This window comes from Thermoanaerobacter kivui, assembly GCF_000763575.1.
In the GTDB taxonomy this organism is placed as follows: Bacteria; Bacillota; Thermoanaerobacteria; order Thermoanaerobacterales; family Thermoanaerobacteraceae; genus Thermoanaerobacter; species Thermoanaerobacter kivui.
Map to the genome: position 1 here is coordinate 1,793,279 of NZ_CP009170.1, position 18,922 is coordinate 1,812,200.

Consider the following 18,922-nt stretch of genomic DNA (forward strand, 5'->3'; position numbering starts at 1 on the left):
TTATGCGCAAAGTGCATTGCGTGAGTATCTTACTTTTTTACAACCATTTTTTCTTTTTAAAATACAAAATCTCCCATAAAGCGATAAGCCCCATAAAAGCTAATGTCACAAAATATCCATACTCTGTGTTGAGTTCAGGCATATTTTTAAAGTTCATTCCATAAATACCAGTGATAAGAGTAAGTGGCATCATTATTGTAGTTATAATAGTAAGAGTCTTCATGATCTCATTCATCCTGTTCGATATGGAAGACATATAAAGGTCAAGAGTACCCGTAAGTAGGTCATAATAAGTATCTATAAGGTCAAATAAACGCATAATATGGTCATAGATATCCATAAAATAAAGTCGATTTTCTTCTTTAATGAGTGTAAAATCATGCCTTAAAAAAGTATTTAAAATTTCTCTTTGAGCTGTTATTATTTTTCTTAGTTTTAGCATGTTCTTTTTTAATGTAAATATTTTATTGTAAACCACATTATCATCTTTTTTAAAAATTCCTTCTTCAATTTCATCAATTTTTTCTCCTATTTCATCTACTACTGGAAAATAATCATCTATAACTCCATCCATAATGCTGTAAAGCAAAAAATCTATTCCTCTTTCAAAGATATTAGTTGTAACTGTAGCTTTCTTGTAAATAACATCTATCAATTCCATTTTACTCCAATGTACTGTTACAACATAAGTCTTTGAAACGAAAATAAAAATTTCAGAATTTATAAATTCTTTTTCTAATTTCCGTCCCTTAAAAACATTCATCACTATAAAATAATAATTTTGATAGTCTTCTATTTTGGAACGTTGTTTTCTATGAAGGCAATCTTCAATAGTAAGTGGATGAAATCTAAAACTTTCACTTAATATTTTTATTTCAAAATCATTAGGATTTTCTAAATCAACCCATAAAAGGTTTTTGTTGTTAATTTTTTCTGAAATTATATTAGGTTCAATATCGACAATTTCCCCCTGCGAATAAGATAAACACCTAATCATTTTATTCCTCCCAAATCTTGATATTTCTCAACCATTTAGGGTAATAATTTTTAACTATCCCTTTTGCTACCCTGCCCCATCCAGCAGGAAATCCCTCTGCGGTGAAAAAAATCCATCCATCTTCCATGTCCAATTCAAAAGTTTCGCCATTGAAATACTTTTCTTTATATTCTTTTGTCAATTCTAAATGCCTTTGTGCCTCATGCGTTTTTATCCCCATTGCTAGCCAGTGAGAAGGTTCAAACCTATTTTTTTTAAGCTCTCCTAACTGCCAACCATATCTATACACTTTTATATTACCTAAATATGGTAAATCCTCTGATACATGATACACAAAGTTATTGTAAATCTCAAGATTAAGAACTCCTAAATCTAAATTAAGATATTTATTGGCAAAGTCGTAAAACAGCTCTAATCCTTTTTTGTTGTTACTATTCTTTCTTTTTGTGAATTTATAATCTTCGTTATCACTATCTTTTTTTCTTAATTTTGCGATAAAATGTCCCTCTCCTTTAAGTTTGTGAGGCCATAACCTTATGCATTTGCTTAAATCTTCTGGACCTTCTACCCATTCAGGATGTCCTTTGTCGAAGTATTTGCACACTTCACTTTCCTCAACTTCAAATTCCAGATGTTCTTCTAAAAATTTTTTTATAACTCCTTCGTTTTCTTCAGGTGAAAAAGTGCAAGTAGAATAGACTAAAATGCCGCCAGGCTTCAATAACGGCGCCACATTTCTAAGTATATTTTTTTGTATTATAGAGCAGCTCATGACATTATTTAAAGACCATATCTTCCTTGCCGTAGGGTCTTTCCTAAACATTCCCTCTCCTGAGCAAGGAGCATCAACCAAAATCTTATCAAAATACCCCTTAAATGCGGAAGCCAATTTTTCAGGACTTTCGTTTGTTATCACAATATTTCTTATTCCCATTCTCTCTATATTTTCCACCAGCGCTTTTATCCTTTTGTTGTCTATTTCATTCGCCACAATAATTCCCTTATCGCCAATTTTTGTAGCTATGTGAGTAGTCTTCCCGCCCGGCGCTGCACTTACATCGAGAATTTTTTCTCCTGGCTTAGGGTCTAATACCTCCACAACTGCCATCGCTGTAGGCTCTTGAATGTAGTAAAGTCCTAAAATATGGTACAAATGGTTGCCCGCCTTTTCTTCTTTATCATAATAAAACCCAGTTGGGCACCAAGGAATTGGGGTTATCTCAAAAGGAACAATTTTTTTAAACTCTTCTACACCGATTTTTAATGTATTCACTCTTAAGCCTTTTTGAGACTTTTTGTCGTATTCCTTTAAAAAATCTTCATACTCTTCTTTAAGTAATTGCTCCATTCTCTTCAAAAACTCTTCTTTTACTGTAATTTTCATCTTATTACTACCCCTATCTTATTGATTGAATAATATACTGACATTTTGCACAGTTCGCTCCTGGGATATCGCAGGCTAAACTAGCGCTCGATCTCGAACTCCAGCGGGGTTTCCGGGCACAATCGGCCTCCTTGCCTCAGGTGCCCGCCTCCGCCCTCCATGGCTCCGGCCCCGCTTCCGTTCTTCAGTCTCGCTAAGTTTAGCTTCTGCTCTATCAAGTCGCTTTACTTTTGCAAAATGTCAGATATATATAAAATTGACAACTAATCTTTTAGATTACTAATAACTTTCCCATTATTTTCAGCTGATAATAATATTTTATCCAAAATAACCTGGTCTTTGTAGGCTTCCTCAAAAGTGGGTGTCTCACTAAATACAATTTTATCCTCTACAATATTTGTAAAAAAGTTTATGAGACTTGCCATGTGTAAATCTACCATCCATCCAAGAGAATATTTTTCTTGGGGATATATTAACTGTACATATTTAGTAAATTTACTTTCTTTATCATAATCACCAATTATTTTCATATTCTCTTGCTTTTTATATAATACAGCATATCGAGGATGTTTTGTAGATATTTTTATTGAGCCCTTTGTACCGTATATTTCAAATCGAGTCTCCTCCTCAAGGTCAGGAGATATCCGGGAAGCTTCAATGCTTCCCCATCTATCACTTTCATCGCCTGTTCATAATGAAGGTAATTAGGGGTACATATGTCGACAGCATCAAGGTCACCATCTTCCAACATTTCTTCAATACTTTTTACACCTTTTTCAAAAAAATGTGGTATATCTTCTATGTTATTCTTGTACACAGGTCCAAGTTTCACTTCAAAAGGAAGGTTTTTAAATAATAAAGGCATTGAAAAACAAGCTATAGAATGGATTGTCCCAATAAACCCAAGCCCTACAAAACCAAGTTTTATTTCTTTTTTTGCCATTAAAATCACCTCTTTTTAAAATTCCGATATAAAAGGTATATTTTAATTATAACATTAATGGCACATAAAAAAGAACAGTCCCATTTTAAAATCGACTGTTCTTAGTGAAATTATACACATACCATTTCTTTATCGTATGTCTCTTCTAAAAAACCTAAAATGATCGGTCCAATCTTATCTATATCTACCAAAAAAGAGTCATGACCTTGCATTGAAGATATTTCCTCAAATCTGCCGCATCCTCCTGTAGCATTGAGTTTTTTGATAAAGTCTTTCATGTATTTGGATGGAAATATCATATCTGTATCTATGCCTATCATTAGTATTTCCGCTTTAATCCTCTTAAGTGCCATCTTCAAGGAGCCGTAAGGCTTTGTAATATCATGTTCATTCATAGCCCACAAAATATATAAATACGAATTTGCATCAAATCTGTTTATAAAAGATAGCCCATGATAGTTGAGGTAATTTTCCACTTCAAAGTTGTTTTCATCTCTTAATCTGTCAAATCTATGGTCAAATAGGTCACCACTTTTGTATGTTATCATCCCAAGCATTCTGGCAGTACTTAAGCCTTTATCAGGTTTATGTGGTTTATCATAGTAATCACCGCCGTAGAAATAGGGGTCATTGAGTATACATTGGATTCCTACATGATTATATGCAATATTGAGAGGAGTGAGTTTATAATCAGCAGCTATGACTATCGCTTTATCCACTAAATCCGGGTATGTCACTGCCCACTCTAAAGCTTGCATTCCTCCCATAGAGCCCCCTATAACCGCTTTTATGCGATCTATGCCGACATAATCTAAGAGAAGTTTTTGCACTTTTACCATGTCTCTTATGTTAATCTTTGGAAATCCCAAACCGTAAGGTTTCCCTGTCTTAGGGTCTATAGAAGAAGGACCTGTCGTTCCATAACAACTGCCAAGAAAGTTAGAGCATATGACAAAATATTTGTTTGTATCAATATATTTACCTGGCCCAATTAAAGGGTCCCACCAGCCCACGTTATTTTTCCCAGGATGCACACCTGCTGCATGGGCACTACCACTTAATGCGTGTTCCACAAGTATCACGTTATTTTTTTCTTTATTTAATTTTCCATAAGTTTCATAAACAATAGTAAGTTCATCAAAGCTATATCCACTTTCTGTAGTGAATATATTTTTCCCTTTTAGTGTAACCTTTTTTTCCTCAACTATCATCTACATCAACCTTTCCTTATCTATTTTTGCGATGCATAAAGGGCATTATCAAGGTCTTCTAATATATCTTCTATATCCTCAAGTCCTACAGAAAGTCTTATCATATCCTCCGTAACACCAGAAGCTAACTGTTCTTCTTTTGATAACTGCTGATGAGTCGTGCTGGCTGGATGTATAACCAAAGACTTTGCATCCCCTATATTAGCAAGATGAGTAAATAATTTTAAACTCTCTATAAACTTAATGCCTGCTTTTAATCCACCTTTTATGCCAAAAGTCAAAACTCCTCCTTGACCTCTTGGCAAATACTTTTGTGCCAAAGCATAATAAGGACTTGATTTAAGTCCTGGATAATTCACCCACGAAACGTAGGGATGAGAAGCTAAAAACTCTGCAACTTTTAAAGCATTTTGACTGTGCCTTTCCATCCTAAGAGATAGAGTCTCTAATCCTTGTGCGAATAAAAATGCATTAAAGGGACTCAAAGCAGTACCCAAATCCCTTAAAAGCTGCACCCTCGCTTTTACAATATAAGCCGCTTCACCTACATCTTTTACATACCTTATACCATGATAACTTGGATCTGGTTCTGTAAGTTCTGGAAACTTTCCATTGTTCCAATTAAATTTTCCAGAATCTACTATAACTCCACCTATAGAAGTCCCATGTCCACCTATAAATTTAGTCGCCGAATGTACCACTATATCAGCCCCAAACTCGATAGGCCGTGCAAGGTAAGGAGTTGCAAAAGTATTATCTACAATGAGAGGAATTCCTGCAGTGTGTGCAATTTCTGCTATTTTTTCAATGTCAGCAACATCAATCTTGGGATTGCCAATAGTTTCAACGTATAAAGCCTTTGTTTTATCTGTTATTTGCCTCCTAAAATTTTCAGGGTCACTGGGGTCCACAAATTTAAAATTTATTCCAAACTTCTTTAAAGTAGTTGCAAAAAGGTTGTAAGTACCCCCATAAAGATTAGTAGAAGAGACCACTTCGTCTCCCATCCCTGCTATATTAGTAACAGCTAATGTTATAGCAGCTTGCCCTGAAGATACAGCAAGAGCACCTACCCCACCTTCTAAAGCTGCCATTCTCTTTTCAAAAGCGTTAATAGTGGGATTCATCATTCGGGTATAAATATATCCTTCTTCTTTTAAGGCAAACAAATCTGCCGCGTGCTTTGTACTTTTAAAAGCAAAAGATGAAGTTTGATATATAGGAAGCGCTACAGCTCCTGTGGTCGGGTCTGGCTCCCAACCTTCATGAATTGCCAAAGTAGAAAAACCATATTTTTTAGGCATATTTCTATCTCCTTTCCTAGTTCAAATTACCTCTACCAAATCTTCAAACTCTTTTAATTGTCCCTCATCTATATCTTCCTGTAGCACTTTATAAATTGCTTTTATTTCTGCAATTTTTTCATCCTTTATTTTTTTTACAAATGCATTAATATTTGCTTTTACTCTAATTACAGCTACAAAAATATCATTTTCATATGAAGACTCCAAAATTAAAGCTCCTTCTCTCTTAAAGAAATTTAAAATTTCTTGTAGATTCAAAATATCTCCTTTGTGCATTTTAAATCTTATATAAAATGTATCTGTGAAGCTGCCTTCAGAAACTGGAAGAAACTTTGCTACATTATTACCTTTAATGTTGTAATTTAATAGTACATCAAGTAAATCTGCTACAACAGCATCCCCAGTAGGAAGTTCTCCTGCTCCTCTTCCTACAAAGACGTATTCTCCAAAACTATCTCCTTTCAATATAATTGCATTATTTACATCGCTTACTTTTGATAAAATATTGCTTTCTTCCACTACTACCGGTTCTACTCCTGCAAAAATGTTATCTTTGACTTTTTTCCCCCACGCAAGTAATTTTATTTTATACCCCCATTTGGCGATATAGTTTATGTCTTCTTTTGTAATCCCATCAATTCCACTTCTCGTTATAGAATTTACTGGCACATTTACATTGAATACTTTGCGCATGAGAATAATCAGTTTATACAGTGAATCAAAACCCTTTACATCATAATCGGGATTTAATTCCGCATACCCTAATTCTTGGGCTTCAATAAGCGCTTCTTCATAGCTTTTCCCCTTGGTGGACATTTGCGTAAGAATATAGTTAGTCGTGCCATTTATTATTCCACCTACAAAATCAATTTCATCCGTTATTTTTAATCTATCGATTTGATGAAGTATAGGTATAGCTCCTCCAACGCTTGCCTCGCATTTTAAAAATACTCCATTTTTTTCCGCTATTTCATTTAAATCCTCTCCATGTTTGGCTATTAACTCTTTATTTGCAGTTATAACATGTTTACCTTCAGACAAAGCTTCCTTCACATATTCATAAGCTGGATGAACGCCTCCAATTGCTTCAATGACTATTTTTATCTCTTTATCTTTTAAAATTTCTTCAGCATTCTGTGTAAGAAGTCCTTGCACATTTACTTTTCTTGGTTTGTTGAGATTTTTAATAAGTATCCCTTTTATTTCAGGATAAAACCCAGTGCTCTCTTTTATATGACCTCCTCTTGAAGTTATCAATCTATATACTCCTGTTCCTACTGTTCCAAGTCCCAATAACCCGATTTTTACTGTCATGTTACACCTCCCGATAAATTTTTAGGCCCTCTTCAAAATGAGAAGAGGGCCTAATAATCCGCCACTCCTCTCATCTCTCAGGTTAGATAACCTAACCTGCAGGATTTGGCACCAGACGCATATAAATGCCGGTTGCCGGGTTTCATCGGGCCAGTCCCTCCACCACTCTTGATAAGAGGTTTGTGTGTAATATATTCAATTTTGCACGTTGTAATTTATGTTATCACTTTGAAACTATAAAGTCAAGAATTTTTTTTACTCTTTCTTAAATTTTTTCAAATTTTAATATACACCGATTTTTTTTAGTGGTATAATAGTATTGCAATATTTATACCCTATCGATTATAAAAATTTAATATTTGCCACATGGGGTGCCGGCGTAACCGGCTGAGAAAAAGGTGTTGCCTTTTAACCCATCGAACCTGTTAGGTTAGTACCTGCGTAGGGATGTGGTCATCTGCCATGGCTATAATCCCCATGGTTTATTTATTTTTAAGGAGGTTTTGTTATGACACAATTGGAATATGCCCTTTCAGGCATTGTCACAAAAGAGATGAAAATAGTCGCAGAGTATGAAGGAGTGGACGAAGAATTTATTTTAGAAGGAGTTAAAAAAGGAGAAATAGTAATACCATCAAACATCAACCACAAAAACCTCATTCCCAAAGGCATAGGAAGGGGTTTATCGACAAAAGTAAATGCCAACATAGGAACCTCTGATGCATATCCCGAAATTGACAAAGAAATTGAAAAATTAAATGTTGCTGTAAAAGCTGGAGCAGATGCGGTAATGGATTTAAGCACAGGCGGCGACATTAATCAATCTCGTAGAAAAATACTTGAAAATTCCCCTGTACCTGTAGGTACTGTTCCCATGTATCAAGCAGCTGTTGAATCCATGTACAAATACGGCAGCATCGTTGCCATGCCTGAAGAATTTATTTTTGAAGTCATAGAACAACAGGCGGAAGATGGTGTAGACTTTATAACAGTCCACTGTGGTCTAACATTTGAATCATTGAAAAAGCTTAAAGACAACGGCCGAGTGATGGATGTAGTAAGTCGCGGCGGCTCCTTTACAATCGGCTGGATGCTCTACAATGACAAAGAAAATCCCTTGTATGAGCATTTTGACAGACTTCTTGATATTGCCAAAAAATATGACATAACTTTAAGTTTAGGAGATGGACTGCGTCCCGGTTGTCTCGAAGATGCTACAGATAGCGCACAAATACAAGAGCTCATCATCCTTGGTGAACTTGTCAAAAGGGCTCGCGAAACAGGAGTCCAAGTAATGGTAGAGGGACCTGGGCATGTGCCAATTGACCAAATTGAAGCAAATGTAAAACTTCAAAAACAGCTTTGTCACAACGCCCCTTTTTACGTACTCGGTCCTATTGTAACCGATATCGCCCCCGGTTACGACCACATAACCGCGGCAATTGGCGGTGCAGTTGCAGCAGCTGCCGGTGCAGATTTCCTTTGCTATGTCACACCTGCAGAACATCTCGGACTTCCCGATATGGAAGATGTCAAAGAAGGAGTTATTGCAGCAAAAATTGCTGCCCATGCTGCAGATATCGCAAAAGGTGTAAAAGGCGCTAAAGAAAAAGATTTGACTATGGCTAAAGCAAGAAAAGCTTTAGACTGGGATGAGCAAATAAAGCTTTCTATAGACCCTGATAAAGCTTTTAAATATCGCATCAATAAAAACGTATCTACAGCCAAAACTTGCAGCATGTGTGGAAAATTCTGCGCCATGAAAATTGTCAGCGAATACCTTGGAACCCCACCTATGACTTGTTAGTATAACTGACATACTTACATTGTTACGACTGTATTTGTAATAATGGGTATCGGGTGGTCTGTAAGTAGATTTCTCCTTCTTAACGTTGTCTTCAGCATTAGCTTTTTTAGGTTTAATAAAAGGCACAGTTTCGTAAATTACCCCCTTGTATTCGCCCCGAACTCCTGTTAAACTATCATAATAGTTTACAAGATAACATTATCACAAAATAAACACATGAGTGTTTTTTGAAATTTCTTGAATTTAAATTTTTAACCGTGTAATTTTTTCAATCAAAAAAGGAATTGTTCGGAAAGTCACATAAGAAATCACAAATAAATGCAATTATAACAATATCTATTAAAATACAAAACTCCAAAAGATAAAAATTATCTTTTGGAGTTCCACAATTTTATTCATTTATAACTATAATCTCATCTCCGGGTTTTATGAACCCACTTTTTAACACCCTCGCAAATATCCCTTCCATCGGCAGTATACAATCACCCGTAATTTTCCTGATCTCACAAGCTTCGTGACATTTTTTCCCTATTTGAGAGATTTCAAGAATAACCTCTTCTCCTATTTTAAGTTTTGTCCCTACCGGCAAAGTGTGAAGTTCAATTCCTTCCGTTGTTATATTTTCTGCAAATTTTCCTGCAGCCAAATCCCAAATGCCTTTTGCTTTCATCTTTTCTATACTCTCCTCTGCAAGAAGACTGACCTGCCTGTGTCCCCTTCCAGCATGAGCATCTCCTTCAAGCCCGTGGTTTTCTCTAAAATATCCCTTTTCTATAGGCTTTTTTACAGTTCCTTTCTTTTTGCTAATATTAACTGACACCACCTTTGCCATTATTAAACCTCCCTTTCATAAAGGCCTGATTTTCCACCACTTTTTTTCACAAGCATTATTTCGCTTATAACCATGTCTCTATCTATTGCTTTACACATATCATAAATCGTAAGAGCTGCAACCGTAACTGCAGTCAATGCCTCCATCTCAACCCCTGTTTGTCCAACAGTTTTAACTACTGCTTTAATGTCAATCTTTGAATTCTCAAAATCCAAATTAAAACTAATATCACATCCGGTTATCATGATAGGATGACACATCGGAATCATATGAGATGTATTTTTCGCAGCCATAATACCTGCAACCTGTGCAACAGCTAGGACATCTCCTTTTTTAATAGTTCCTTCATGTATTCTTCTTAAAGTTTCATTTTTCATATAAATACTTCCTATTGCAACAGCTTCTCTTTTTGTCTCAGCTTTCTCGCTAACATCGACCATTCTTGCTCTACCTTCTTCATTAATGTGTGTTAAATTCATATACTATCCCCCTATTTGAAACATCATTTTTTGATTCTGGCTTATTTCCTTTTCAAGATTATGCCCTGCCGGCTTACTTAAGATTGCATGTTCCAGCATTGCTCTTATCTTGTCTTCATCATTTAAAAAACTTTTAATATCTACTTCATATTTTGAATGCAGACAAGGTTTTATAGTTCCAGCTGCAGTAAGTCTAATCCTATTACAACTTGAACAAAATTTACATGACAAAGGTGCAATAAAACCAACCGTTCCCTTTGCTCCTTTTCTTTTAAAAACCCTTGCAGTGTTACCCGGTTCTGTTTCAACCGGAGTCAGTCCGGGAATGCTACTTATTAAATCATCCGACGATATATAGTTATCTTTGAATTTTGCTCCTTCACCTATCGGCATTATTTCAATAAATCTGATATGAAGCGGGTTTTCATCGGCAAGTTTTACAAAATCAAAAATTTCATCGTCATTTATACCTTTTATTACAACCGTATTAATTTTTACAGGTTCAAGTCCAATAGATAAACTTTTGTCAATAGCCCTAAATACATCATCAATATTCCCAAGCCTTGTAATCATACGGTATCGATCTTTTTTAAGACTATCAAGGCTTATGTTAACTCTTTTAAGTCCTGCTTCTTTTAAAGTATCTGCCATTTCATAAAGTTTTGTTCCATTAGTTGTAAGTGCAATGTCTTCAATGCCTTTTATTTTTGATGTTTCATAAATTATGTTCTCAATTCCCTTCCTTACAAGTGGCTCGCCTCCTGTAAACCTTACCTTTTTAATGCCAAGTTCTGCTGAAATCCTAATTATTTTTAAAATTTCTTCGTTCCTTAGAATCTCATTATGATCTTTTTTGGGTATTCCCTCCTCCGGCATACAATAAATGCACCTTAAGTTACATCTATCCGTAACAGAAACTCTTAAATAATCAACATTTCTTCCTAACCTATCTCTCATAAAAACTCTCCTTTACTCGATAATGATAATTTCTCCTAAATTGCTATAGTCATACCCTCCAAGCTTATCAAGCTCATTTTTAAATTCTTCTGAATTTATAACCTCCAAAAACTGCTTTACCCCTTCAAGTTCTAAGTACTCAACGGGAATTGCAATGTCATACTCTTCATTTGCTATCGGAATAAAATCAAGGTCCATAATCTTAGCAGCAGAAAATACCCCAAGTCCAGCATCTGCATTTCCTTTAGCTATTTGTGCTGCAACCGAAATATGAGTATATTCTTCCCTATCATAACCTATGATGTCTTTGGGATTTATACCCAATCTTTTTAATTCATAATCAAGCAAAATCCTTGTACCAGATCCCTTTTGCCTGTTCACAAACCTTGCACCTTTTTTTACAATATCCTCCAAAGAATTAATCTCTAGTAGATTACCTTTTTTAACCATAAGCCCCTGAATTCTTTTTACAAATTTTATAAGGGCAATTTTTCTGTTTGGAATATATCTTTTCACATAAGATTTATTATACTCACCCGTTTCCACATCAAGAAGGTGAATTGTTGCAAAATGTGTTTCCCTATCCTTCAATGAGAGTATTCCCCCAATGCTTCCGACATGGGCTGAAGATAGCGTGAATTTTCCTCTTTTGGCAAGAAGATCTGCTGCAATATCAAGTATCAAATCGTGGCTTCCTATACAAAGAATTGTATTTTTAATCTCGTCTTCGCTTTTTAATATGTTTACATTAACCCTTGTCCCTTTTTCATAACCCTCAAGCTCCTCAGGTATTTCCAAAACCCCATCAGCCCTTACAAGGCTCATTGTAGTACCTGCTCCCCGTTCAATTGGCGCTGCGATGTATTTACCGTCTATAAAACCAAGTTTTACTCTTACAAACTCAAGATATTTTGAAGATGACATAATTCTTTTTGAAAGAGTTGCTTCTATATATCTCTTATCCTTTATATCATATCCTTGAACAAAGTTGATAAGCTTCTTAACTATGTTTTCCATTATAAAATAAGCTGAAACAGGAAAACCTGGTATTCCAACAATAGGCTTATTGTTTACCTTTCCTAGTATAACTGGCTTTCCAGGTTTTATAGCAATTCCATGAATATAGACTTCACCTAAGGTTTCAATAACCTTTTTAGAATAATCCTCACGTCCTGCAGATGAACCAGCATTTAATAGGATAATGTCGTATTCCTTTGAAGCTTTATCAACAGCAGCTTTCAATTTCTCAAAATCATCTCTTACAATATCAAATCTTGTTGGAATTCCACCGTATTCTTCAACCTGCGCGGCAAAAACTCTCGAGTTAAATTCTATTATATCTCCAACTTTAAGTTCTTCCCCTGGTTCTACTAGCTCTGTTCCTGTTGGAATGATTGCAACTTTAGGCTTTTTATAAACTTCAACTTCAAATACTCCTCCTGCAATCAAAGCACCAATATCAACAGGTCTTATTCTATGGCTTTGAGGAAGTATAAGTTGTCCTTCTACTATATCCTCACCAATTTGTCGTATATTTTGCCATGGAATAGCAGGCTTTATTATCTCAACCTCATCTTGAGATACCCAAATTAAATCTTCAACCATAATTACGCAATCATATTCATCTGGAATAGGATCACCTGTATCAACAACTACATAATCAACTCCTTCTTTAAGCCTTACAGGATTTTTGTCTGTCGCAGTAAATGTCTTTTTTGCTACTGTTGCAATCCCGTCAACAGCAGAACTGTTGTAAAAGGGCGATGAAATTTTGGCAAATATAGGTTTTGCTGTAATTCTACCATTTGCTTCATAAGTTTTTACATATTCTGTTTCAACCTTAAAATCTTTTATTTTTTCAAGAAAAATATTTATTGCCTCATTCAAGCTTATATTTGAAAGATAGATATTTTGCCTCATAGCACCCTCCTAAAATTTATAAACTTTAACTATTTGTCCTTCAGATATGCCCTCTAATTCTTTTTCAATGTAAACATATCCAAAGGATTTTGCAAAACGAGATATAAGCCCTGATTCATAATAAGTGGGATACGCAATTAATTTTCCTTCCGCTTCTTTTATACTAACAGGTAAAAATTCTGCTCTACCCTCAGCCTTATGATAGTTTACGGCAAACCTGCACTCAACCGGATATTCTTCTCTTTCAAAATTCCTTATCCTGTCCAAATAGTGAATAACAAGGGTCTTAAATATTACCGCACACGCCAGTGGGTGCCCCGGAAGTCCAAATATGAATTTATCACCTGCTTTTCCAACAATCGTAGGTTTCCCAGGTCGTATAGCAACTCCATGAATAAAAATATTCGAATTTTTAAATGAGCTTATAACCTTGAGAGTTTCATCTTTGTTGCCGGCTGAACTGCCACCCGACATCAAAACTAAATCGCATTCACTTATTGCCGCTTGCAATTTCTCTCTTAATTTTTCATAATCATCTTTAACAATGCCGTATAGAACAGGCTCTGCTCCTTCTTCAAGACACAGAGAGTATAACAGATAGCTATTTATGTCCCTGACCTGTCCTTTATTAATTTTCTCCTTAGGGTCCACTATCTCATCGCCTGTGGAAATAATTCCAACCTTTACTTTTTTATAAACCTCCACCTCTAATATTCCAAGACTTGATAAAACCCCTATCTCGTAGGGTCTCAATTTTGTGCCTTTTTTTAAAATGAGTTCACCTTTTTTTACATCTTCTCCAATTTCAATTATGTTTTGAAAGGGCGCAGCTGGTTTATTGACTAAAATAGTTTCATCATCAAGTTTTTCTGTGTATTCAATCATAACAACAGTATCGGCACTTTCAGGAAGCATACCCCCTGTTGGAACATACATGCACTCTCCTGGCATTATATCCAGGGTTGGTTCCGTTCCTATCTTGACTTCTCCAACAAGCTTTAAAATTGCAGGTAAACTCTCACTCGCTCCAAAAACATCACTCGAAATCACAGCATATCCATCAACGGTTGATTTTCTAAAATCGGGAACATTTTCCGGTGCATATATGTCTTTTGCTAAAATTCTTCCTAACGAATTTAAAATACTTATTTTCTCTATGCCAGGTTTAAAACTAATATTTTTTTCTATTATCTCCTTTGCCTCTTTTACTGTAACAAGTTTTAAAAGTTCCATTTTAATCGTCCTTTCTTGCACATTCTGAAGCTTCACCCTTTAAAATCTCAATTCCATGCTTAAGAGCAGGTAAAACAACATTTAAGTTTTCAACAGCCCCCTTAGGGCTTCCTGGAAGATTTATGATTAAAGTGCTCTTTCTAATTCCTGCAACTGCACGAGATAGCATAGCATGTGGAGTTATTTCTAAAGACTTTGCCCTCATTGCTTCTGGAATTCCAGGAACCAATTTCTCAACCACAGCCATCGTTGCTTCTGGTGTTACGTCCCTCTTTGAAAATCCAGTTCCTCCATTTGTCAAAACAAGGTCAACTTTTAATTCATCACAAAATCTTATTAGTTCACGTTTTATATCTTCTATTTCATCTGGAACGATTCTTATTTCTTCAATAGAATATATCGCTGGATCTAAAACTTCTTTTATAGCAGATGATGTTGTGTCAATTCTCTCTCCTCTAAAACCCTTGTCACTAACAGTCAAAATAGCAACTTTAATCATTAATTTATCATCCCCTTTCTTGCTTTCCCCCACTAATTTATTTTTTTATCCTGCCCTCATTTATAATAAAAGTATAGTAATTAGTATTCCTTCTACTTGAAATAAAAAACTTTTTTCGCAAACTGCTTAAATAAGTATGGTATAGAGTAGAGACATATTGAGCAACCTTTGTATCCCGAAAAACTTTACTCCGGAAAAATCTCACGCACAAGTGGAGATTGTATGCGCAAAGTTTGGGTTTTACCTTGTGCAACAATGTGCCCATCCAAAAGAACCAGCGTGCGCTCAGTAAGATCGAGAAGGTCACGAAAATCATGACTAATAAGAAGCAGTGAAACCTTGTTTTTTGCCAGAATCTCCCGAAGAAGGGCCTTTAGTGGACTGCGTGAAGTAGCATCCACTGCTGCAAAAGGTTCATCAAGGAACAAAATTTCCGGTTCCATAGCAAACGCCCTTGCTAGCTGAAGACGTGCAAGTTCTCCCCCAGAAAGTGTATGTATCCGCTGAAAAGCAAGCTTTTCTAAATCAAAACACTTAAGCCAATCATATGCCCGCTTGGTTGCTTCTCGGGCAGAAAGTCCTCGCATGCGCAGGGGAATACTCACGTTTTGCAAAACACTCCCTGTGAGCGTTGTCGGTTGTTGAAAGACGATAGACATCTTTCGGCGAACGGTCACTGAAGACCGTCCGTCTCCCATAAAGCCAAGAACTGTAAGCCTCCCAGAAGACGGTGGAATTAGTAAGGATAAGACTTTAAGGAGCGTACTTTTTCCTGAACCATTGGGACCCGCAAGTCCCAAACGTTCCCCTTGATGCAAAACGAGGCTTATGTTTCGCAGGATAAAGCGTTCATTGCGCCGTACACTAATATCTTCGGCTATAATAACCGGCGTTTGATTCTCTATACCCCGAAAATCGGTAGCTTTGCGTTCAAACATATAATTCATACTCCTCTACCTCCTTTCTTTAATCTAATTATTTCTTGTTTTTCCCACTTCTACTTTAAGTTTTGTTGATACTGAAGGTGGGTAATAAAGGCAGTAATAGAAAACGATAAGGCAAGAAGTACAAAACTTATCGCTAACGCGCGGTCAAACTCACCCTTAGATACTTCAAGAACAATAGCGGTGGTAAGCGTGCGGGTTTCCCCAGCGATGTTCCCTCCTACCATCATTGCTGCTCCTACCTCCGAAATTGCACGTCCAAAACCGGCAATGATTGCTGTTAAAACTGAGCTACGAATTTCCCGAAGCAAAAGCCACATATATTGAAGAGGGTTCAACCCTAAAGAAAGAAAAAAATCGTGTAATTTAGCTTTTTTATCCGACGCGGCTGCAGCTACCAAAGCTACAATAATAGGCACGGTAAGAATTACTTCAGCAATGATGATGGCAGTAGGAGTATAAATCAGCTTTAGTCCTCCTAAAGGGCCGGTACGCCATAGCACAATAGCTACCCAAAGTCCCACAACTGTCGGTGGAAGTCCCATGCCGGTATTGGCTAAAGTCAGAAGAAAATCCCTGCCACGAAACGTGCTTACTCCAAGTGCAATCCCAAGTGGAAGGCCAATGGCTGAACTTATCCCTATAGCCCACGCAGCAATCCTAAGAGAAAGAAGAGTAATTTCTCTGATTTCTGGATCCCCATGAACAAGAAATTTGAATGCTCCTTTCAGGCCTTCCCAAATAAGCTCCACTTTTATTCAACTCCTACCTCAATATTTTGTAATTAGCTCAATCAAGCTTGAAAAATCCCATTTTTTGGCTAAATCTGAGCTTTTCTGCTTTTTTAAACGAAGCCTCTTTAAAACAACGTAACAACTCTCTATCTTAATTCTAATTCCCTTTTTGAGCATCTGGGAAAAAGAGCGGCATTCCGTACTTGTCTACCCCAAATTTGCCAATAAGCTCCTGCGTTCTGGGCGAAATCATAAACTCCACAAAAGCTTTGGCTCCATCGCTGTTTATGTGTTTCCCAGGATGTTTCTCGGGGTTAACCTGCATCACGTGATAAATATTAAGAAGACCCTTATCTCCTTCTCGAACAATGGTAAGATCTATTTTATCGCGGTATGCAAGGTATGTTCCCCGATCAGTTAGTGTATATGCCCGTTTTTCGTTAGCAATAAGGAGCGTTTGTCCCATTCCTGTGCCGCTTTCTATATACCACGACTTCCCCTTGGGATCAATCCCTGCTGCTTTCCATAAACTCAATTCCTTTTTGTGTGTACCCGAATCATCACCCCTCGAAACAAACGGTACACCTTTTTCAGCAATCTCCTGAAAGGCTGCTTCTACTGAAACCGCATTCTTAACTTGCGCTGGATCCTCTGAAGGACCAACCACAATGAAATCATTGTGCATTACCAACTGATAGTTTATAACATCCTTGTTGTCCACAAGTTCTTTCTCTGCTGCAGGAGCATGTGTAAGAAGAACATCTGCTTCCCCCCTTTTTCCCATCTCCAAAGCCTGTCCTGTCCCCACGGCAACCACTTTTACTTTGTATCCTGTTTCTTTCTCAAAGATCGGTAAAAGGTAATCCAAAAGCCCACTATCCTGCGTGCTTGTTGTTGTCACCAAAATTACATCTCGATTACCTGGGGAAATCTTCTCTGAAGTTTTAGAACCTGTACAACCGTTCAGAGAAAACAAACTAAACAACAAAATAGAATATAAAAGGATCATCAAAAACTTCTTTGATATTCTTGCCATGGTATTCATCCTCTTTCATCACTATTAGTTTTTGTTTAAACCTTACCCATTAAAACTGGAAAGATTCCATTCTTTAGCTTTTACCATTGAAATTAGTCCCTAACAAAGGTACAAAAAAATGCCTTCCGGAGAAGGCACTGCATCGTTTTCGCAAAGCAAGGACACAATTTTACCTTACGCATTCTTGCTTTGCATAAATGCAAATGCATTGCCTCTCCTTTCCAACACGGGAGGCATTGATGTTTCCATCAATACCCTATCGGCCTTTATCTCATAGGGCTCTTCGCCCCTTAGACATAAAGGCTCGGAGAGTTATTCTCCTTACTTTAATAATTTTTTTATCTCGATTAATTAGCTTCGTCAAGCGATCTTAGATACATAATTTTTGCCCACCCCAACATTATTTATAGTAAGAACGCCAGCATTGGTTAAAAAGACTAATAACACTTCACATTACTCTTCCTGTCATAAGATCCTTAAGTCTGTCGTAATTATCCTGAACTAATAATTTCAATTCATCTATGCGTTTATGGGTGTATTATTCACTTATTTTTTATGATTAGCTCAACCTTCTCAATTTTATGGTTTTCCATGCCAAGTGCATCGATCATACCAAGAACTGTTTTTGATATAAATTCCTGTACAAATGGATTCATAGGTACCGGGTGACCATTTATTCTCAGAAGAGCCCTTTTTGGCTGGCTCTTACAGTTTATATCATCGGCAGCTCCCTGGACCTTTGCCATTGCAAAGTCCCTGCATGATTCAAAACCACACTTTTTACAGTTAAGCCCCTGCAGCAAACAGTAACTTCTGTTCTTTATGACTTCAATGAGTTCATCCAATTCTTCCTCCTTAAGGGAGAATGGATCCACCTTTCTTATTGTGAATTCATTTTCAGTGGAAGTAGAAATGTTTGCATAAGGCATTCCTTTAAAACCCTCGATAACCAGGAAATCGAAATCCCCAAGAAGCTGGATAGTACCTACAAGTTCATCAAGCACCATTTTCCTACCAAGAAGAAAAAAGGTTTCTTCTCCACTACCGACTACAAGCTCTACCCCTGCTTCTTTGTGTTTACCAGTGTCTTTATCTGCAAAATCAAAGCCTGTATGGGTATGTTTCAGGGTGGCAACCCTGTACCCCTCATCCACTAATTTTCTAACAATTTTTGTTACAAGAGTGGTTTTACCTGTATCTTTTGTTCCTATAACACCTATTATCTTCAATTTTAATACCTCCTAGGGTATTGGCAGTTTGTCACATATGCCCCCTATTTAAGGGCTATCAAGCCTTACAACATTTGATACCAAAAGATTTGAGAAAAA

The 18,922-nt window shown here is 36.5% G+C and carries 16 protein-coding genes, 1 pseudogene and 3 riboswitches; of the genes and pseudogenes, 1 reads left to right on the forward strand and 16 read right to left on the reverse strand.

What is annotated here, in order from left to right:
• Positions 1 to 37 precede the first annotated feature (37 nt).
• From corA to TKV_RS09050, 6 genes and pseudogenes are all read right to left on the reverse strand, one after another.
• A complete protein-coding gene (corA, locus tag TKV_RS09025) occupies positions 38 to 997 on the reverse strand; it encodes a magnesium/cobalt transporter CorA (protein WP_049685657.1) in 960 nt (319 codons plus the stop codon).
• Between the two features lies 1 nt (position 998).
• On the reverse strand, positions 999 to 2,381 hold the full coding sequence (locus TKV_RS09030) for an RsmB/NOP family class I SAM-dependent RNA methyltransferase (RefSeq protein ID WP_049685658.1): 1,383 nt from the start codon (positions 2,379 to 2,381) through the stop codon (positions 999 to 1,001).
• A 263-nt stretch (positions 2,382 to 2,644) separates the two neighbouring features.
• A pseudogene (locus TKV_RS09035) lies at positions 2,645 to 3,324 on the reverse strand (Gfo/Idh/MocA family oxidoreductase).
• Between the two features lie 110 nt (positions 3,325 to 3,434).
• Positions 3,435 to 4,535 (reverse strand): homoserine O-acetyltransferase MetX, encoded by a 1,101-nt coding sequence (gene metX / locus TKV_RS09040; protein WP_049685659.1) that lies wholly within the window; start codon positions 4,533 to 4,535, stop codon positions 3,435 to 3,437.
• Positions 4,536 to 4,555: 20 nt separating this feature from the next.
• Positions 4,556 to 5,839, reverse strand: coding sequence for a homocysteine synthase (locus TKV_RS09045; protein WP_049685660.1), 1,284 nt, complete (start codon positions 5,837 to 5,839; stop codon positions 4,556 to 4,558).
• Between the two features lie 21 nt (positions 5,840 to 5,860).
• Positions 5,861 to 7,153 carry a homoserine dehydrogenase gene (locus tag TKV_RS09050; RefSeq protein WP_049685661.1) on the reverse strand — a complete coding sequence of 431 codons (1,293 nt, stop codon included), beginning with the start codon at positions 7,151 to 7,153 and terminating at the stop codon, positions 5,861 to 5,863.
• Positions 7,154 to 7,220: 67 nt separating this feature from the next.
• A riboswitch (SAM riboswitch) is annotated at positions 7,221 to 7,331 on the reverse strand.
• 179 nt (positions 7,332 to 7,510) lie between these two features.
• A riboswitch (TPP riboswitch) is annotated at positions 7,511 to 7,618 on the forward strand.
• A gap of 43 nt (positions 7,619 to 7,661) precedes the next feature.
• On the opposite strand from TKV_RS09050, the gene thiC reads away from it, so the two are divergent.
• The gene (thiC, locus tag TKV_RS09055) at positions 7,662 to 8,960 is read left to right on the forward strand and encodes a phosphomethylpyrimidine synthase ThiC (RefSeq protein WP_049685662.1); all 1,299 of its coding nucleotides are present in this window, start codon (positions 7,662 to 7,664) and stop codon (positions 8,958 to 8,960) included.
• A 391-nt stretch (positions 8,961 to 9,351) separates the two neighbouring features.
• Here the strand turns inward: thiC and TKV_RS09060 are convergent, their stop codons facing one another.
• The 10 genes from TKV_RS09060 to mobB form a co-directional block, all read right to left on the reverse strand.
• A complete protein-coding gene (locus TKV_RS09060; RefSeq protein ID WP_049685663.1) occupies positions 9,352 to 9,792 on the reverse strand; it encodes an MOSC domain-containing protein in 441 nt (146 codons plus the stop codon).
• A gap of 2 nt (positions 9,793 to 9,794) precedes the next feature.
• Entirely contained in the window at positions 9,795 to 10,271 is a 477-nt protein-coding gene (moaC, locus tag TKV_RS09065; protein WP_003868650.1) for a cyclic pyranopterin monophosphate synthase MoaC, read from the reverse strand.
• Positions 10,272 to 10,274: 3 nt separating this feature from the next.
• A complete protein-coding gene (gene moaA, locus TKV_RS09070; protein WP_049685664.1) occupies positions 10,275 to 11,228 on the reverse strand; it encodes a GTP 3',8-cyclase MoaA in 954 nt (317 codons plus the stop codon).
• Between the two features lie 12 nt (positions 11,229 to 11,240).
• The gene (locus tag TKV_RS09075) at positions 11,241 to 13,148 is read right to left on the reverse strand and encodes a molybdopterin biosynthesis protein (protein ID WP_049685665.1); all 1,908 of its coding nucleotides are present in this window, start codon (positions 13,146 to 13,148) and stop codon (positions 11,241 to 11,243) included.
• A gap of 9 nt (positions 13,149 to 13,157) precedes the next feature.
• Entirely contained in the window at positions 13,158 to 14,381 is a 1,224-nt protein-coding gene (locus tag TKV_RS09080) for a molybdopterin molybdotransferase MoeA (RefSeq protein ID WP_049686267.1), read from the reverse strand.
• A gap of 1 nt (position 14,382) precedes the next feature.
• Positions 14,383 to 14,880, reverse strand: coding sequence for a MogA/MoaB family molybdenum cofactor biosynthesis protein (locus TKV_RS09085; RefSeq protein WP_014062233.1), 498 nt, complete (start codon positions 14,878 to 14,880; stop codon positions 14,383 to 14,385).
• A 185-nt stretch (positions 14,881 to 15,065) separates the two neighbouring features.
• Complete coding sequence (locus TKV_RS09090; RefSeq protein ID WP_049685666.1) at positions 15,066 to 15,827, reverse strand: energy-coupling factor ABC transporter ATP-binding protein; 762 nt, start codon at positions 15,825 to 15,827, stop codon at positions 15,066 to 15,068.
• Between the two features lie 50 nt (positions 15,828 to 15,877).
• The gene (locus TKV_RS09095; RefSeq protein ID WP_049685667.1) at positions 15,878 to 16,576 is read right to left on the reverse strand and encodes an ABC transporter permease; all 699 of its coding nucleotides are present in this window, start codon (positions 16,574 to 16,576) and stop codon (positions 15,878 to 15,880) included.
• A 139-nt stretch (positions 16,577 to 16,715) separates the two neighbouring features.
• A complete protein-coding gene (locus tag TKV_RS09100; protein ID WP_049685668.1) occupies positions 16,716 to 17,594 on the reverse strand; it encodes a substrate-binding domain-containing protein in 879 nt (292 codons plus the stop codon).
• Between the two features lie 198 nt (positions 17,595 to 17,792).
• Positions 17,793 to 17,916, reverse strand: a riboswitch (molybdenum cofactor riboswitch).
• A 220-nt stretch (positions 17,917 to 18,136) separates the two neighbouring features.
• Complete coding sequence (mobB, locus tag TKV_RS09105; RefSeq protein WP_049685669.1) at positions 18,137 to 18,823, reverse strand: molybdopterin-guanine dinucleotide biosynthesis protein B; 687 nt, start codon at positions 18,821 to 18,823, stop codon at positions 18,137 to 18,139.
• Between the last annotated feature and the right edge of the window lie 99 nt (positions 18,824 to 18,922).

Excerpts from the sequence above, each read along its gene's own strand:
- TKV_RS09075 (WP_049685665.1), bottom strand. The coding sequence starts at position 13,148 with ATGAGGCAAAATATCTATCTTTCAAATATAAGCTTGAATGAGGCAATA.
- TKV_RS09080 (WP_049686267.1), bottom strand. The coding sequence starts at position 14,381 with ATGGAACTTTTAAAACTTGTTACAGTAAAAGAGGCAAAGGAGATAATA.
- TKV_RS09060 (WP_049685663.1), bottom strand. The coding sequence starts at position 9,792 with ATGGCAAAGGTGGTGTCAGTTAATATTAGCAAAAAGAAAGGAACTGTA.
- moaA (WP_049685664.1), bottom strand. The coding sequence starts at position 11,228 with ATGAGAGATAGGTTAGGAAGAAATGTTGATTATTTAAGAGTTTCTGTT.
- thiC (WP_049685662.1), top strand. The coding sequence starts at position 7,662 with ATGACACAATTGGAATATGCCCTTTCAGGCATTGTCACAAAAGAGATG.
- TKV_RS09045 (WP_049685660.1), bottom strand. The coding sequence starts at position 5,839 with ATGCCTAAAAAATATGGTTTTTCTACTTTGGCAATTCATGAAGGTTGG.
- TKV_RS09090 (WP_049685666.1), bottom strand. The coding sequence starts at position 15,827 with ATGAATTATATGTTTGAACGCAAAGCTACCGATTTTCGGGGTATAGAG.
- TKV_RS09085 (WP_014062233.1), bottom strand. The coding sequence starts at position 14,880 with ATGATTAAAGTTGCTATTTTGACTGTTAGTGACAAGGGTTTTAGAGGA.
- TKV_RS09050 (WP_049685661.1), bottom strand. The coding sequence starts at position 7,153 with ATGACAGTAAAAATCGGGTTATTGGGACTTGGAACAGTAGGAACAGGA.
- metX (WP_049685659.1), bottom strand. The coding sequence starts at position 4,535 with ATGATAGTTGAGGAAAAAAAGGTTACACTAAAAGGGAAAAATATATTC.
- TKV_RS09030 (WP_049685658.1), bottom strand. The coding sequence starts at position 2,381 with ATGAAAATTACAGTAAAAGAAGAGTTTTTGAAGAGAATGGAGCAATTA.
- moaC (WP_003868650.1), bottom strand. The coding sequence starts at position 10,271 with ATGAATTTAACACACATTAATGAAGAAGGTAGAGCAAGAATGGTCGAT.
- TKV_RS09100 (WP_049685668.1), bottom strand. The coding sequence starts at position 17,594 with ATGGCAAGAATATCAAAGAAGTTTTTGATGATCCTTTTATATTCTATT.
- corA (WP_049685657.1), bottom strand. The coding sequence starts at position 997 with ATGATTAGGTGTTTATCTTATTCGCAGGGGGAAATTGTCGATATTGAA.